This is a genomic window from Solimonas aquatica, assembly GCF_900111015.1.
Taxonomy (GTDB): Bacteria; Pseudomonadota; Gammaproteobacteria; order Nevskiales; family Nevskiaceae; genus Solimonas; species Solimonas aquatica.
Map to the genome: position 1 here is coordinate 79,515 of NZ_FOFS01000001.1, position 14,462 is coordinate 93,976.

Genomic DNA, 14,462 nt, shown 5'->3' on the forward strand with positions numbered 1-14,462 from the left:
TCACTGCAGAGGCAATCAAGCCAGCAGGGCGTCGATGCGCGCTGCGCAGATGAAGTCGTTCTCGGTCAGGCCGTTCACCGCGTGCGTCCAGTAGCTCACCGTGCAGTTCTTGTAGCCGAAGCTGATTTCCGGATGGTGATCGCTGGTGTGGGCGATCCAGACCACGGCGTTGACGAAGGCACTGGTCTGGTAATAGTTGTCGAAGGCAAAGACGGCCTCGATGGCCTTGCCCTCGCGGGCCCATTTCCAGCGGCCATCGAGTTGTTCCTTGAGCTTGGCGGCGGCGCCGAGATCCAGCGCCGGCACTCCGCCTTCACAGGGCTTGCAGCGTCGCGTGGCCAGTTCGCTCATGGTGGGCTCTCGCTCCGGTCTGATATTTGGGCCGGCATTCTAGCCGGCATCCCGCGCGTCCGTCGGAAGCCGCTACCATTGCCGGTCTTCAAGACCGGAACGGGGCACTGGACATGGCGGCGAGCGAGACCAATCTGATCTGGATCGATCTGGAAATGACCGGATTGATTCCGGAGCGGCACCGCATCATCGAGATCGCCACCATCGTCACCGATGCCCAGCTCAATGTGCTCGCCGAAGGGCCGGTGATGGCCCTGCATCGCAGCGAGCAGGAGCTGGCGGCCATGGATGACTGGAACACCCGGCAGCACGGCGGTTCCGGGCTCACCCAGCGCGTGCGCGAGAGCCGCATCGACGATGCCGCCGCCGAAGCCGCGACCCTGGCCTTCCTGCAGCGCTGGGTGCCGGCCGGCAAGTCGCCGATCTGCGGCAACTCGATCTGCCAGGACCGCCGCTTCCTGGCCCGCTGGATGCCGCAGCTGGAGCGCTACTTCCACTACCGCAATCTGGACGTGAGCACGCTCAAGGAGTTGTGCCAGCGCTGGGCGCCGGAGATCGCACGTGGTTTTGCCAAGGAGTCACGGCATCTGGCACTCGACGACATCCGTGATTCGATCGCCGAATTGCGCCATTACCGGCAGCACTTCCTAAAAGTGCCGCCGGTCGCCGCTTAGCGCTCAAGTCCTCGAACCATTCCTAGCATACGAGCGCGCAGCAAAGCTGCGGGCTTGGGGTCGGTTCGTCCTCGTTTTCCTGTCCTTGGGATTCCGGCGGTTCTGCGGAGTCAGCAGGCTGATGCGTCAGGCAAAGGCGGCAGGCGAGACACGGCCTCTCATATGCAAGGACCAGCGACAGGAAATTTCATGATCCCCCCGAAATCGCATCCCAAATGGGCGGCACTCGCAAAAGGCGAGGTCAAGGTGCAGTTCCGCGTGTTTGCCGGAAACATGATGCTCAATCAGTGCCAGCGCAAGCTGGCTGAAAACGGCTCGGCCGAGACGCTGCGGGCCTGCATCGACGAGGTGCACGCCTTTTTCACCAAGTACGAACGCATCTACGCCGCCGAGCTCGAGACGCTCTTCTAAGGATCGGAAAAGGAACCACGAACATGATGATGAAACCTGAAGAAGTGGCGGCCCGCCTGCGTGCAGGCGAGTGCCTGTACCTGGCCGGCGACGAGAAGCTGCTCGCACAGCTGCCGCAGGGCAACTGGATCGGCGGCACCATTCCCTATTTCATGGACGAAGCCGGCGGCTGCTTCAGCCGCGAACTGATTTTCGTGCAGCAGCAAATGCCACAGGTCAGCGGCGTGAGCATCCGCAGCTACGGTGTCGACCAGCTCAGCCAGATCGTCGCCGACTCGCCGGAGCACGGCTTCACCGTACTGATCATTCCGGGCATGAGCCAGGCGCATCTGCGCTACGGCCAGCATGCACCGGAGTTCCCGGGCCTGTTCATGAAGCAGATCATCGGCTGGATCGCCGGCATCGATCTCGCCGACCTGGGCAAGGCCGCGCCCAAGGTCTTCAACGGTGCCACCGGTGAGGTGCTCGGCGAAGGCGCCGTGGCGCTGCATGCGACGCTGCCGGAAGACAAGTTCGCCTGCATCGGCATCCTCAACCTGTTCAAGCAGGGTGACGGCGATGCGCTGCGCTTCGAGGACGAGGGCTTCACGGTCGGCGCCTGCACGGTCAACGGCGCGCCCGACAACTTTGCGCAGTACCTCACGCGCAACAAGATCGACACGCGCCTGCCGCTGGTCGCCAATTACCACGGCGAGATGATCAACGTCAGCGTCAAGAGCATCGACGCCGCCAGCGGCAAGGTGGAGCTTTATGCGCCGGTGTTCCGCAGCGTGGAATATCGTTTCGCGCAGCCGGTGGCGGACTATGAGCAGGCTTTTGCCCGGCAGATTCCGGAAGGCTTGGTGAACCCCGAGTTCTCCTGCAACTGCATTCTCAACTACCTGTACTCACAGCTCGAAGGCAAGAAGACCGGCACGCTGACCGGCCCGGTCACTTTTGGCGAGATCGCCTATCAGCTGCTCAATCAGACGCTGGTGTATCTGAAGATCTACGACGCCTGAGTCCTTGCGTGCTCGCCGGGTGACTATCCGGCGAGCATCTTCACCCGTTTCTCCCAGATCGCCAGCACCACGCAGCCGTCCTCGCTGTAAAGGCGGTGCTCGCTGCCGGGTTCCTGAATCAGCAGCGTGCCCACGCCGTGCCGGCCGCGCTCGTCGGTCTGGCTGCCGGATAGCACCAGGATGTGTTCGAAGCCCTGATGCAGATGCGGCGGCGCGTGCGCGCCGGCCTGGTAGCGCAGCAGCATCGCCGCCGGGCCTTGCTCGCCCTCGGCGTAGATCGGGTAGCAGTCGATGCCGCTGTGGAACGGCTGCCAACCCTGCGCCTCGGCCTGCGCCAGCAGTTGCGGCAGATTCAGCGGCGCGATGCGTTTCTTTGCCGCAGGGTCTGCACTCACGACAGCGCTTGCAGCAGCTGCTCGGACGTGGCCACCGCGCCGAACACGCCGCCCTGCATCTTGATCATCTTGATGGCATGCAGATGGTTCTGATAGTCCGTGGCGCCGCAGCAGTCCTCCAGCATCAGGCACTCGAAGCCACGGTCATTGGCCTCGCGCATGGTGGTGTGCACGCACACGTCCGTGGTGATGCCGGTGAGAATCAGATTGTCGATGCCGCGCACACGCATGATCAGTTCCAGATCGGTGGCGCAGAACGAGCCCTTGCCGGGTTTGTCGATGATCGGCTCGCCGGGCAGGGGCGCCAGTTCGGGAATGATGTCCCAGCCCGGCTCGCCGCGCACCAGGATGCGGCCACAAGGCCCGGGATCACCGATGCCGGCGCCGATGCGCTGCGAACGCCAGCGCTTGTTGGCCGGCAGATCGGCGAGATCCGGGCGATGGCCTTCGCGGGTGTGGAAGACATGGAAGCCCAGCTTGCGGAAGCGCGCCAGCACGCGGCCGATCGGTTCGATCGGCGCGCGTGTGAGTGAGAGGTCATAGCCCATCTTGTCGACGTAGCCGCCGGGCCCGCAGAAATCGGTCTGCATGTCGATGATGATCAGCGCGGTGTTCTCCGCACGCAGATCGCCGTTGTACGGCCAGGGATAGGGTTCGGAAACCAGATGACGTGAACTCATGAGTCTCTATGCTCTGGGAAAGATGAGGACGGCTTTCAGGCCGGCTCGGCGCCGCTGGGCATCGCCGGTCTGGGCGCCGCAGCCGTGGCCAGCGAACGTGCGCAGATCTGCAGGGCGACGGCGACGATCAGATAGGCGCCCGCCACCGGCAGGGTCTTGGCGATGCCGATGGCCTCGCCGTGCATGAAGCCGAAGAAGGTCAGCACGCAGCCGGCCAGGGCGAAGGCCGCCGCCTTGCTGAACTGGCGGTCGATCACCAGCGCCGTGATCGCTGCCAGGATCAGGCTCACCAGAATGGCACCGCCACCCAGCAGTTCCAGGCCGTGGTAGAGCACACCGGTCTGGCCGAGCTTGTCGAAGCCGACGGTCGCGGCATTGGTGCCGGCCGCGCCCAGGGCATTGTCGATCTGCAGCTTGCCCCAGGCCGCGACCTGCGGAATCAGCGCCACGATCACCGCCGGGGCGTGATTGCGCGGCGTTTCCTGGAAGGCCTGTGCGCCGATCAGCATGCCGATGTAGAGCAGGATCGGTGAGATCGCCACCACCGGAATCAGCGCCATCATCACCGCCAGGATGCCGAACCAGGACAGGATCAGCACCATCACGCCGGTGGCGGCGGAATAGCCGATGCGCCCGCCGATGGCCTTCCAGCCGGGATGGCCGATGTACACGGCATTGATGAAGGGATTGCCGAGCAGGCAGCCGACCAGACTCACCACGCCATCGGCGGTGAGCACGCGCGTGGTGGGGAAATGATCGCCGCCGGCCTCCGCGCTCTCGACGTTATCCATGGCCTCGACCAGGTCATAGATGCCGAAGGGAATGGCGGTGACCAGAATCACACCCAGGTATTCAAAGCCGCAGAAGACATGACTGACTGCCGGCAGCGGCACCGAGAAGCCGAAGCTGGCGAAGGAGCTGCCGAGCTTGTCCAGGCTCATGCCGCCGAAGGAGAAGCCCAGCGCGCTGCCGCCCCAGGCGATCAGGCTGCCCACCGCAATCGCCACCAGTCCCGCCGGCATGCCCTTGAAGTAGCGCATGCCGCCGAACCAGCTGGCAATCAGAATCGCAAAGCAGACCAGGCCGATCACCGGATCCAGATACATGTCCAGCGCCGGCTTGAGCGAGATGAAGGCGATGGACACGCCGGCCAGCGCGCCGAGCAGGGCCACGCGCGGCGTGATCTTGCGGATCGCGGGGGCGATGAAGCCGCCGGCCATCAGCACGAAGCTCTGCACGAACACCCAGGTGAGGCCAGCCTCCCAGCCCTTGATCGGATCGCCGCTGGCAGCGGCGATCGGCATCATGATCACGAACACCACCACGAACATATGCGGCACGCTGATGCCGGAGGGCAGGGCGCAGACATCGTTGCGGCCGGTCTTCTTCGCCAGCTGGTAGGCCAGATAGGCGTAGTAGATCGTGGATAGAAACAGCATCAGGCCGGTGGCCGGCAGGATGCGTCCGAACACCAGCGCATCCGGCAGCTTCAGCACATAGCGCAGCAGCGCCGTGAGCGTGAGCATGTTGACCAGGATGTTGGTGCCGAAGCCGAAGAAGGCATTCCAGTCGCCGGGCACCCAAAGCTTGGGCGTGGCGCTGACCGTGTTGCTGCTCGTCATGATGACCCCCTTATCTCAACTCAATGCGGCGATGACTTTGGCCGAGTCGGACACCCAGCCGAAAATGCCACCCTGCGCCTGAATCATGCGCAGCGCGACCTCGTGGAACTCCGGGAAGTAGGAGGCCGCGCAATCGCTCGGCACCAGGCATTCGAAACCGCGGTCGTTGGCCTCGCGCACCGTGGTGTGCACGCAGACCTCGGTGGTCACGCCGCACACGATCAGGGTGCGGATGCCGCGGTTCTTCAGAATCAGTTCCAGATCGGTCTGGCAAAAGGATCCCTTGCCGGGCTTGTCGATCACCGGCTCGCCAGGCAAGGGATACAGCTCGGGAATGATGTCGTGGCCGGGTTCGCCACGAATGAGGATGCGGCCCATGGGGCCGGCATCGCCGATGCGCTGGGGGCCGCCGCCACGGCTGAGCTTGGCAGGCGGCGCATCGCTCAGGTCCGGGCGATGGCCCTCACGGGTGTGCAGGATGAACAGGCCGGCCTTGCGGGCGGCGGCGAGCAGCTGGCGGATCGGTTCGATGGCCACGCGCAGCTTGCCGACATCATTGCCCAGCATCGCGCCAAAGCCGCCGGGCTCCACGAAGTCGCGCTGCATGTCGATGATCAGCAGCGCCGTGCTCTCCGGCGCAAAAGCCAGGTGGTAAGGCTGTGCCTCGATCTGCCGCGCCATGGCGCCCCCGCTGCCCGTTTTCTTGTATACAAGCAGCATTCATGCCGCCCCCGGCGGACGCGGCGGCGGCACAAAACCTTGGGATTTGCTCAGCGGGAGGGCAGCACCAGGCTGATTCTTGCACCGCCCAGGGGCGAGTGGCCGAAACGCAGCTCGCCGCCGTAGGCCTGCACGATTTCGTGCACGGCGGCCAGACCGATGCCCTGGCCCGGCTTGCGGGTGTCGGCGCGGACGCCGCGCTGCAACAGCTTCTGGGGTTCATCCGGCCAGCCGGGACCATCGTCGTCGATGTGCAGCAGCGTCAGACGCGCCTCGTTCTGCGCGGACAGGCGCACGCGCTGCTGACCGTACTTGGCAGCGTTCTCCAGCAGATTGCCGAGCATCTCGTACAGATCACCTTGATCGGCGCGCTGGCGCAGATTCACATCGAGTTCGTTCTCGAAGCGGATCGCGCGTTCGGAATAGACCTTGGCCAGCGCCTGCATGATCTTGTCAGAAAGCGGCTTGAGCGCCACCGGCTCGGTGAGCGTGCGGCTGCCGACGGCGGCCGCGCGGCGCAGCTGATGATCGACGATGTGGTGCATGCGGCTGAGCTGCTCATCGAGCTGCAGGCGCTGCGGATCGGGAATCTCTTGATCGCTGCCCAGGCCGCGCAGCACGGCCAGCGGCGTCTTCAGGGAGTGGGCGAGATCGCCCAGAGCATTGCGGTAACGCGTCTGCTGGCTGCGCTCGCTGACGATCATGGCGTTCAGATCGCGGGTGAGCGGTTTGAGTTCGTCGGGGTACTCGCCCAGGATTTCGCCTTGCTCGCCTTTCTCGATGCGGTGCAGCTCATCGCCGATCCGGCGCAGCGGCAGAAGGCCCCAGCGCAGGATGACGAGCAGGCCGATGGACAGACTCGCGGCGGTGGCGCCCAGCCATCCCCAGAGCGTGCGCCGGTACACCTGGGCCTGACGCTCGTACGAGGCGGTGTTGTCGATCACGCTGACCGTGAACAGGCGCGGCTCGTTGCCGTCGCTGTCGATCCAGCGCAGGCCGAAACTCAGGCGAAAGGCGTCGGGCTTGCGCAGGTGTTCGAAGCGCCATTCGCCGACCGCCGGCTTGCTCGGCGGAGTGGCCTGCAGCTCCTGGGTGGAGGCCCAGACCATCACACCGCGCTCGTCGAACAGCGCCGCCTGCAGGCCGGAAAGGGGTTCGCGCAGGCGCCGGTCCGGCACCGCGTCGAGGGTGATGGTGAGTTCCCCCTGGCGGTTGGTGGAGGCGGCGGCCAGCAGGGCGTAGATCAGGCCTTCGAGCTTGTCCTGCTGCGACTGCAGCAAGGCGCTCTCGAAGGCTTTTTCCAGGGCCACGCCGCCCAGGACGACGAAACCCAGCAGCAGGGTCGCGGTGGCGGCCAGCAGCCGCGACCGGAAGGAGCGCAGCTGGACTCGCGGCAGCGCCGCGATCAGGCGCGCGGCAAATCCCACCGGTAACCGGAGCCGCGCAGCGTGGTGATCGGGTTGTACTGGCTGTCCGGGTCGAGCTTGGCGCGCAGACGACGGATGAAGACCTCGATCACATTGCTGTCGCGTTCTTCGCTCTCGGTATAGAGATGCTCGGTGAGCTCGCTCTTGGAGATCACCTTGCCGGCGTGGGTCAGCAGGTAATCCAGCACGCGGAATTCATAGCTGGTCAGTTCCACCGGCTTGCCGTCCACGCTCACCGACTTGGCGCCGATGTCGACGATGTAAGGTCCGCTCTGCAGCTGCGACTGCGCCCAGCCGCCGACACGGCGAACCAGGGCACGCACGCGCGCCAGCAGCTCTTCCTTGTGGAAGGGCTTGACCAGGTAATCGTCGGCACCGGCCTCCAGGCCCTCGACCTTGCTCTGCCAGCCATCGCGGGCGGTGAGAATCAGGATCGGGTATTTGCGTCCGGCCTTGCGCACCTGGCGGATCAGCTCGATGCCGGACAAGCCCGGCAGACCCAGATCGACCACCGCGATATCGGCCGGATATTCCTGCGCGATGTAGGCGCCGTCCTTGCCGTCGGCGGCACTGTCCACGGCAAAGCCTTCCGCACTGAGAAAGCGGCTGACCTGCTCGCGCAGATCGGGATCGTCCTCAATGACCAGAGCCCGCATGCTTGTTTCCCCTTGGTGACCGGATCAGATGCGCATGCTATCAGGGGTAGACCTGATAAATGCGCACCTCGCCATCCTTGAGCGTCTTCACCCGGTAGCCGGAACCGTCCGGCTGCACCGACAGCACGCGGCCGCCGTGGCGCGACTGCACTTCCCGTGCCGCCTGATCGGAGTTCATGCCGCCGTAGCCGTCCTGGCGCGAGTCGCGCTGGCGCGGGGCCAGCAGGCCGGGCAGCAGCGAGCGGCTGCGATTGTCATCGACGGAAGCGCGCGGTGCGGCGTAACGCGGATCCTGATAGCCGCGACCGTCATTGTCGTAGCCGCGGGCATAGGGATCATTCCGGTAGCGGCCATCGTTGCGCGGGTCCTGCGGCGTCTGGGCCTGACCGTAGCCGCCATAACGCGGATCGGCATAGCGCGGCTGCGCGTAGCGGGGCTGGGCGCGCGGATCGGCCTGCGGATAGCCGTAGCCCTGATAACGGCGCGGGTCCTGGCCGTAGTCCTGGTAAGCGCGCGGTGCGTCCTGGCGCTGCTCGTATGGTGGCGCGGCCTGCTGACGCTGCTGCGACTGTGGCGGCAGGATGCCAAACAGGCGGCGCTGCTGCGGCTGGTCCTGATTGTCACGCGCCCATGCAGCATGGCCGGCGAGCATCAGCGCGCCGGCCATGATGAGCGTCGTGATTCGGGTCAACCTGGACATCGCTGCGGACTTTAGTAGGCCCTCGGCTGCACGTCCACATCCACGGCGATGTGGTCGCCCGGGTCGTAGGGCAGGCGGGTGGTGTAGCTGCGGCCGCCGTAGCGATAGGTGACGTCGTAGCCGATCACGCGGTCCTCGACATGCGAGTTGGGCACCACGCGACAGCGCTGCTCGTAACCTTCGTGCGCCACGTACGGCGTGTTGGCGGCGGCGGCACCGGCGCCGACATTGGCGCCCACCACCGCGCCCAGCGCGGTGGCCGCCACGCGGCCCGCGCCGCCGCCGAACTGGTTGCCGATCACGCCGCCGGCGATGGCGCCGATCAGGCCGCCCGCGGTGACGTTGTTCTGGTAGCGCGGGTCGGCGTAGGACACCGGTTCGTCCCAGCACTCCTGGCGCGGCTCGTCCACGCGCACGCTCTGGTAGACGGGCTGGGTGCGGATCACCCGGGCATATTCGGGACGATCATTGCCGTCGTCGTAGCCGTAGGGCTGCGCAAAAGCCGGTCCGGCGAGCAGGCCGGCGCAAACACCGGTGACCAGAAGAGACTTGTACATGGCGGGCTCCACCCCTGCCGGCGGGATGCCGGCTTCGTGATGCCTGAAAAACTACGCCAAGTAACTGAATTGACCCTGAAGACAGAGCCCGTGGCGGTCGGGCAAATCCTGACTTTTCGCGTTTCAGTTGGCCTGCGCGGTAGCGAAGCGCTTGAGCGTGGCCGGGGTGTAGTCACCGGGTTTGCCGGCCAGGTCGAACTCCATCATTTTCGGCTCTTCATTGCTCATGTTGATGATCACGTAACGCCGCGACTGCAGGTCGTAATGCACCTGCACGCCGTTGATCATCACCGGCAGGTTGGCGAAGTTGATGGAGTGCGATTCGGCGCAGCGCCAGAACTGCTCGCGCTCGTCGTAGATGTCCTCGGCGTGCACGATCCAGGAGTCCTCATCCAGATAGAAGCGCCGGCGCTTGTAGCGGTGCGCAAAGCCCTGCCGCACCTCGGCGTCGATCACCCAGACACGGTGCAGCTCGTAGCGCGCCAGCTCCTGGTTGATGTGGCCCTTGGCGACGATGTCGCGGTACTTGAGCCTGGGATCGTAGAGCTTGTAGCTGTTGTAGGGGATCAGCATTTCCTTCTTGCCGATCAGCTTGATGCTGTAACGGTCCAGCGGGCCGTTGAACATGTCGAGCTGGTCGTGCGTCATCAGGCCATCGTAGAGCGGGTTGTCATAGCCCACCTCCCCGATGCGGCGCGCGCGGCCGACGGTGTTGTTGTAGACCCAGACGCCGGTCTGGTCCTTGATGCGGTCGATGGGCACGTGCAGCAGATGTGCCTCGCCGGCCAGATTCGGCGGCGCGACGGTTTTCTGCAGGGCGTAGAGATTCATGCCCTTGAGCGAGTCCACCGTGGCCTCGCGGTCGTTGTAGACGAAGCTCAGCTGCACATAGTCGCGCTGAATCACATAGCTGCCGTCGGCAGCGGTGGCGGCGGAATCCAGGTAGCCGCGCAGGCCGCGCGTGTTGTAGCGCATGATGTGATTCCACATCACCTCGGTGCCGTTCTTCGGAATCGGAAACGGATAGCCCTGCGCGGCGCAGCAGAAGCCGTAGCCTTCGTTGGTCAGTTCCACGCGCGTGGCGTTCTGCCTAGTGGCCTCGTAAAACCAGGGCGGGTAAGAGGCGCTGCGCCGGGTCGGATAGACCTTCATGCGGTAATCCGGGAAGGTGGCGAACAGCGCCTTGTGGCCTTCGCTGAGGATGTCCGCGTACTTGGCCATGTTCTGCGCGGTGATGGTGTACAGCACCGCATCGGCGGCGTAGGGGTTGTCGCCGCGCTGCATGCTCTGCTGCGAAAGGCCGCCGCTCCATTTCGGAATGGTGCCGGCGGCATTGCCCGCGACTTCGGCGCCGATGGGGCTGAGGTTCTGGCCCAGCTGCGCGGCTTCCGCCGTCGGCACCTTGGCGGCGGCGGAAGCCAGTGGCGCCAAGGCCAGGACGGTGAGCAGCCAGGATGCGGAGGTCTTCATCGGTTTGGCTCGTCTAGATACTTTGGACGCCGTCGCGCGGGCCTTGGTTCAGTGCTCGATGCCGGAGCAGCAGCCAGGCCAGTGCCGGCAGCAGCAGTATCGCGCCGAACAGATTGGCGCTGAACATGAACAGCAGCAGCAGGCCCATGTCGGCCTGGAACTGCAGGCTGGACCAAAGCCAGGTGCAGACGCTGAGCAGCAGCGAGGCAGAGGTGAAAATCACCGCCTTGCCGGTATGGCAGAGCGCCTGGAAATAAGCCTCGCGCAGGCCGTGGCCGGCGCTCAGTTCGCGTGCGAACACGCTCCATAAGTAGATGCTGTAGTCCACGCCGATGCCGACACCGAAGGCGGCCACCGGCAGCGTGGCCGGTTTCATGCCGATGCCCAGTTGCGCCATCACGCCATAGGTGAGCAGAGAGCACAGTATCAGCGGCGTGAGAATGCTGCACACGGCCACCAGGCTGCGAAACGAGAGCCAGGCGAACAGGCCCAGCGTGGCGTGCACCCAGATGATCACCAGCAGCTCGCGGGCGCGGATTTCGGCATTGGTGGCGGCCATCACGCCGACATTGCCCGAGGCCAGTTCGAACTTCAGGCCCGGCGCTGGCGGCGTGCGGTTCACAGTGGCAATCACCTGATCGATGCTGTCGGCGCGATGGTCGCGCATGAACACCAGCAGCGGCATCACGCTGCAATCGGGGTTGGCCAGGCCCAGGGAACCGGGAATGGGGGAGACCAGCTGGCCCAGGGCTTCGCGATTGCGCGGCAGCACCCGCCACTTCGGGGCGTTCTCGTACCAGCCGGCGCGCACCTGCTTGGCGAGCTGCGGCAGGGCCAGCACCGATTGCACGCCGGGCGTGTTGCGCAGGCGCCAGGCCAGATCGTCCACGGCTTCCATGCTGGCGCTGTCCACGCAGGCGTAAGGCGCGCCCACCGCCATCACCTTGAGCACATCCACGCCGATGGCGAAGTTCTGCACGATGGCGCGCGAGTCCTGGTTGTAGCGGCTGTCGGGGCGCAGCTCCGGCACGCCGGCCTGACGATCACCGACGGTCAGCTGCGGATACTCGATCAAGGCCCAGGCCAGGGCGAGGCCGGCCAGCAGCAGCGCGGGGATTGCGCCGCGCGCGCTGGCGAATACCGACAGCGGTCGCCACAGGCGCTCGCCGAAAGTCTCGCGCCGGCACTGCGCGGCGACGAAGCGGTTCACCGAGGGCAGGCGCAGCCAGGACAGCACGATGGGCAGCATCAGCTTGTTGGTGACGATCACCGCTGCCATGCCCAGCGCCGCGTGTATCGCCATCTCGCGCACGATCTCGATCTGGATGAAGGCCAGGGTGGCGAAGCCGATCACATCGGTGAGGATCGCCACCGTGCCGGGGATGAACAGCTGGCGGAACGTGGCCAGCGAGGCGTCCAGCGCCGAAGGCGAGCCGCGCGCGATCTCATGGGCCCAGCTGTTCACGTACTGCACGCCGTGTGAAACGCCGATGGCCAGAATCAGGAAGGGCACCAGAATCGCGAAAGGGTCCAGGCCAAAGCCGGCCAGATGCAGCAGACCCAGTTCCCACACCACGGCGGTGAGCGCCGCGGCCAGCGGCAACAGCGCCAGGCGCAGCGAGCCGCAGAACAGCCAGAGCAGCAGCAGGGTGGCCAGCAGCGCGATGGCAAAAAAGCCCAGCACCTCGTGGCTGGCCTCGGAGACATCGCCCAGCACCTTGGCAAAACCGATGATGCGCACTTCGAAGGCCTCGCTCTGGAAGCGCTGACGGATCGCTTCCAGCTGTTGCGCCACCTGCGCATAGTCGAGCCTGGCTCCGGTCACGGGGTTGTGCTCCAGCAGCTCGGCCACCACCAGCGCGCCGCGCTGGTCGAGCGATACCAGACGGCCGATCAGGCCCGCCTTGCCGACATTGCTGCGGATTTTTGCCAGCATCTCGGGTGTGGGCGCGTAATTGCGCGGCACCACATCGCCGGCGGCAAAGCCGCCTTCCACCACTTCCAGATAACGCACGCCGGGCGTGAACAGGGACGTGACCCGCGAGCGGTCCACGCCGGGTAGAAAGAACACCGCATCGCTGAGCGCATGCAGCGCGGCCATGAATTCCGGGGTGTAGATATCGCCCTGTGCATCCTTGCGCATCAGGGCGATCGAGATCAGGTTGGCGCCGCCGAAGCTCTGCTCATAGCGCTTGAACACCTGCATGTAGGGATGATCGAGCGGAATCTGCTTGTCGAAGCCGGCATCGGGCTTGAGCTGCGCGGCCTGCCAGGCCATGAACAGCGTGAACAGTGCCAGCACCGTGAAGCTCAGCGTGCGGCGCGCATAGACCAGCGGGATGACGGCGTGAAGGATGCGGTCGGTGGTGCGCGTCACGAAAAGGCCTGGGATCCTGGTGAGGGCCGGTCCGCAGCGCGCGGCTCAGACGCTGCGTGCCAGTGCCAGCAGTTCTTCGGAGCGCGCGTAGGCGCGGAACAGGGTGCGTGCCAGCGCCGCGAGGATGCCGCGCATCTCCTCGGGTGTGTACTGGCGCATCGGCACCACGCAGGCTTCGATCAGGGCGATGATCGCGCGCGCCATCGGCTCGACTTCGCCGGCGATATCGAACTGACCCTGCTGCTGGGCGCGCGCCAGCGTCGCGCTCAGGGTCTCGATGCAGTTCTGTTCGAAGGCGCGCTGCGCGGCCATCAGCGGCGCGGTTTCGGGACGCGAGGGGATCAGCCAGTAACCGGCCACGCCCTTGCCGATGCGCGGGTCCTGCATCAGCGTCTGCAGGCCGGTGAACACATGCAGGACGCCGCGCACCGGATCGGTCTCGCTGCGCATCGGGGTGAACACATACTGCTCGAAGATGGCGTGCAGCTGCTGCAGGCAGCTCAAGTACAGCGCATCCTTGCCGGAGAAGTGCCAGTACAGGGCGCCCTTGGACAGACGCGCGGCCTTGGCGATATCGCCGATGGACACGCCTTCGTAACCGAAGCGGCCGAACAAGGAAAAGGCCTGCTCCTCGATGACTTTCTGCGTGTCGAATTGTTCGTGGGCGGGTTTGCGCGGCATGGTGGTTGGCGATTTTCCTTGAACTGGCTGCGACACGCCAGCACAAAGAAAAAAAGCCGGCGTGAACGCCGGCTCTTTCTTCCACGGTCGGGGCTGTTTTCAGGTTTCCAGATTGCGGAACTGGCGGCGCAGATCCAGCTCCTCCTGCGTCACACAGGCTTCGATCTGCTGCAGGCGGCGTTCCAGTTTTTCGAAGCGTTGCCGCACGTCGCCGGGGCTGATGTTCAGGGTCGCCAGACGCACGCCGTCGCTGCGATGCGAAGGCTGCTGCTCCGGGCGGCCATCGGCCGGATCCATCAGGAACCAGAGCGCCAGGTACACCACGCCGGCCGGAAAGAAACCGGTGAACACCAGCGCCAGCACCCACAGCACGCGAATCAGCTTGAGGTTCCAGCCGAAGTAGTCGGCGATGCCGGCGCAGACACCGGCCACCCAGCCGGCGCCCGGATAGCGGCGGATCTTCGACAGCGTGCCGTCGCTGTCACGCGGGGCGTTAGGCTTGCTCACGGTGCTTCTCCCGCCAGCCCGGGACTTCCACGTCCAGCAGCTTCTCCAGGGCCTCGATGCGCTGTTCCATGCGCTGCGCCAGTTCCAGCAACTGCGGATCGGCGACCTGCGGACGATGCTTGAGCTCCAGCTCGCGCTTGTGCGCGGCGTGGCGCAGGAACAGATAAGGCAGGACGACGAAGAGGCCGATGATGGCGGTCATCGGAACCAGAATGTCGGTCAGGGCTTCCACC

Annotated in this window: 17 protein-coding genes; 3 read left to right on the forward strand and 14 right to left on the reverse strand. The window is 65.4% G+C overall.

Annotated elements, in window-relative coordinates; translation table 11 throughout:
• Window positions 1–15: 15 nt before the first annotated feature.
• Entirely contained in the window at window positions 16–351 is a 336-nt protein-coding gene (locus tag BMY12_RS00320) for a 4a-hydroxytetrahydrobiopterin dehydratase (RefSeq protein WP_093280556.1), read from the reverse strand.
• Between the two features lie 113 nt (window positions 352–464).
• On the opposite strand from BMY12_RS00320, the gene orn reads away from it, so the two are divergent.
• From orn to BMY12_RS00335, 3 genes are all read left to right on the forward strand, one after another.
• Window positions 465–1,025 (forward strand): oligoribonuclease, encoded by a 561-nt coding sequence (gene orn, locus BMY12_RS00325; protein WP_093280558.1) that lies wholly within the window; start codon window positions 465–467, stop codon window positions 1,023–1,025.
• A gap of 189 nt (window positions 1,026–1,214) precedes the next feature.
• Window positions 1,215–1,436, forward strand: coding sequence for a hypothetical protein (locus tag BMY12_RS00330; RefSeq protein WP_093280560.1), 222 nt, complete (start codon window positions 1,215–1,217; stop codon window positions 1,434–1,436).
• 23 nt (window positions 1,437–1,459) lie between these two features.
• Complete coding sequence (locus BMY12_RS00335; protein ID WP_093280562.1) at window positions 1,460–2,437, forward strand: DUF6976 family protein; 978 nt, start codon at window positions 1,460–1,462, stop codon at window positions 2,435–2,437.
• Window positions 2,438–2,460: 23 nt separating this feature from the next.
• Here BMY12_RS00335 and BMY12_RS00340 read toward each other — a convergent pair whose 3' ends face one another.
• The 13 genes from BMY12_RS00340 to pspB all read right to left on the reverse strand — a co-directional run bounded on the left by BMY12_RS00340 (window position 2,461) and on the right by pspB (window position 14,461).
• The gene (locus tag BMY12_RS00340; RefSeq protein WP_245732275.1) at window positions 2,461–2,832 is read right to left on the reverse strand and encodes a cupin domain-containing protein; all 372 of its coding nucleotides are present in this window, start codon (window positions 2,830–2,832) and stop codon (window positions 2,461–2,463) included.
• On the reverse strand, window positions 2,829–3,512 hold the full coding sequence (gene biuH, locus BMY12_RS00345) for a biuret amidohydrolase (RefSeq protein ID WP_093280567.1): 684 nt from the start codon (window positions 3,510–3,512) through the stop codon (window positions 2,829–2,831). The genes BMY12_RS00340 and biuH overlap by 4 nt, the downstream gene beginning before the upstream one ends.
• Window positions 3,513–3,547: 35 nt before the next feature.
• The gene (locus BMY12_RS00350) at window positions 3,548–5,134 is read right to left on the reverse strand and encodes a regulator (protein WP_093280568.1); all 1,587 of its coding nucleotides are present in this window, start codon (window positions 5,132–5,134) and stop codon (window positions 3,548–3,550) included.
• Between the two features lie 15 nt (window positions 5,135–5,149).
• Window positions 5,150–5,815 carry a cysteine hydrolase family protein gene (locus tag BMY12_RS00355; protein ID WP_093281576.1) on the reverse strand — a complete coding sequence of 222 codons (666 nt, stop codon included), beginning with the start codon at window positions 5,813–5,815 and terminating at the stop codon, window positions 5,150–5,152.
• Between the two features lie 89 nt (window positions 5,816–5,904).
• Complete coding sequence (locus tag BMY12_RS00360; protein WP_245732277.1) at window positions 5,905–7,281, reverse strand: ATP-binding protein; 1,377 nt, start codon at window positions 7,279–7,281, stop codon at window positions 5,905–5,907.
• Window positions 7,260–7,937, reverse strand: coding sequence for a response regulator transcription factor (locus tag BMY12_RS00365; protein ID WP_093280569.1), 678 nt, complete (start codon window positions 7,935–7,937; stop codon window positions 7,260–7,262). The genes BMY12_RS00360 and BMY12_RS00365 overlap by 22 nt, the downstream gene beginning before the upstream one ends.
• A 40-nt stretch (window positions 7,938–7,977) precedes the next feature.
• The gene (locus BMY12_RS00370) at window positions 7,978–8,628 is read right to left on the reverse strand and encodes a hypothetical protein (RefSeq protein WP_143068786.1); all 651 of its coding nucleotides are present in this window, start codon (window positions 8,626–8,628) and stop codon (window positions 7,978–7,980) included.
• A gap of 20 nt (window positions 8,629–8,648) precedes the next feature.
• Window positions 8,649–9,194 carry a glycine zipper 2TM domain-containing protein gene (locus tag BMY12_RS00375; RefSeq protein WP_093280574.1) on the reverse strand — a complete coding sequence of 182 codons (546 nt, stop codon included), beginning with the start codon at window positions 9,192–9,194 and terminating at the stop codon, window positions 8,649–8,651.
• A 123-nt stretch (window positions 9,195–9,317) separates the two neighbouring features.
• Window positions 9,318–10,664: a DUF1329 domain-containing protein gene (locus BMY12_RS00380; RefSeq protein ID WP_093280575.1), complete on the reverse strand. Its 1,347-nt coding sequence runs from the start codon at window positions 10,662–10,664 to the stop codon at window positions 9,318–9,320.
• 13 nt (window positions 10,665–10,677) lie between these two features.
• Window positions 10,678–13,041 (reverse strand): efflux RND transporter permease subunit, encoded by a 2,364-nt coding sequence (locus BMY12_RS00385; protein ID WP_245732278.1) that lies wholly within the window; start codon window positions 13,039–13,041, stop codon window positions 10,678–10,680.
• 45 nt (window positions 13,042–13,086) lie between these two features.
• A complete protein-coding gene (locus BMY12_RS00390) occupies window positions 13,087–13,722 on the reverse strand; it encodes a TetR/AcrR family transcriptional regulator (protein ID WP_093280576.1) in 636 nt (211 codons plus the stop codon).
• Window positions 13,723–13,821: 99 nt separating this feature from the next.
• On the reverse strand, window positions 13,822–14,229 hold the full coding sequence (locus BMY12_RS00395) for a PspC domain-containing protein (RefSeq protein ID WP_177188768.1): 408 nt from the start codon (window positions 14,227–14,229) through the stop codon (window positions 13,822–13,824).
• Window positions 14,216–14,461, reverse strand: a complete 246-nt coding sequence (pspB, locus tag BMY12_RS00400) for a hypothetical protein (RefSeq protein WP_093280580.1) — start codon at window positions 14,459–14,461, stop codon at window positions 14,216–14,218. Before pspB ends, BMY12_RS00395 begins: the two co-directional genes overlap by 14 nt.
• Between the last annotated feature and the right edge of the window lies 1 nt (window position 14,462).

Coding starts and splice junctions, on each gene's coding strand:
- BMY12_RS00375 (WP_093280574.1), bottom strand. CDS start 9,194: ATGTACAAGTCTCTTCTGGTCACCGGTGTTTGCGCCGGCCTGCTCGCC.
- BMY12_RS00330 (WP_093280560.1), top strand. CDS start 1,215: ATGATCCCCCCGAAATCGCATCCCAAATGGGCGGCACTCGCAAAAGGC.
- BMY12_RS00335 (WP_093280562.1), top strand. CDS start 1,460: ATGATGATGAAACCTGAAGAAGTGGCGGCCCGCCTGCGTGCAGGCGAG.
- BMY12_RS00380 (WP_093280575.1), bottom strand. CDS start 10,664: ATGAAGACCTCCGCATCCTGGCTGCTCACCGTCCTGGCCTTGGCGCCA.
- biuH (WP_093280567.1), bottom strand. CDS start 3,512: ATGAGTTCACGTCATCTGGTTTCCGAACCCTATCCCTGGCCGTACAAC.
- BMY12_RS00365 (WP_093280569.1), bottom strand. CDS start 7,937: ATGCGGGCTCTGGTCATTGAGGACGATCCCGATCTGCGCGAGCAGGTC.
- BMY12_RS00320 (WP_093280556.1), bottom strand. CDS start 351: ATGAGCGAACTGGCCACGCGACGCTGCAAGCCCTGTGAAGGCGGAGTG.
- BMY12_RS00355 (WP_093281576.1), bottom strand. CDS start 5,815: ATGGCGCGGCAGATCGAGGCACAGCCTTACCACCTGGCTTTTGCGCCG.
- BMY12_RS00390 (WP_093280576.1), bottom strand. CDS start 13,722: ATGCCGCGCAAACCCGCCCACGAACAATTCGACACGCAGAAAGTCATC.
- BMY12_RS00350 (WP_093280568.1), bottom strand. CDS start 5,134: ATGACGAGCAGCAACACGGTCAGCGCCACGCCCAAGCTTTGGGTGCCC.
- orn (WP_093280558.1), top strand. CDS start 465: ATGGCGGCGAGCGAGACCAATCTGATCTGGATCGATCTGGAAATGACC.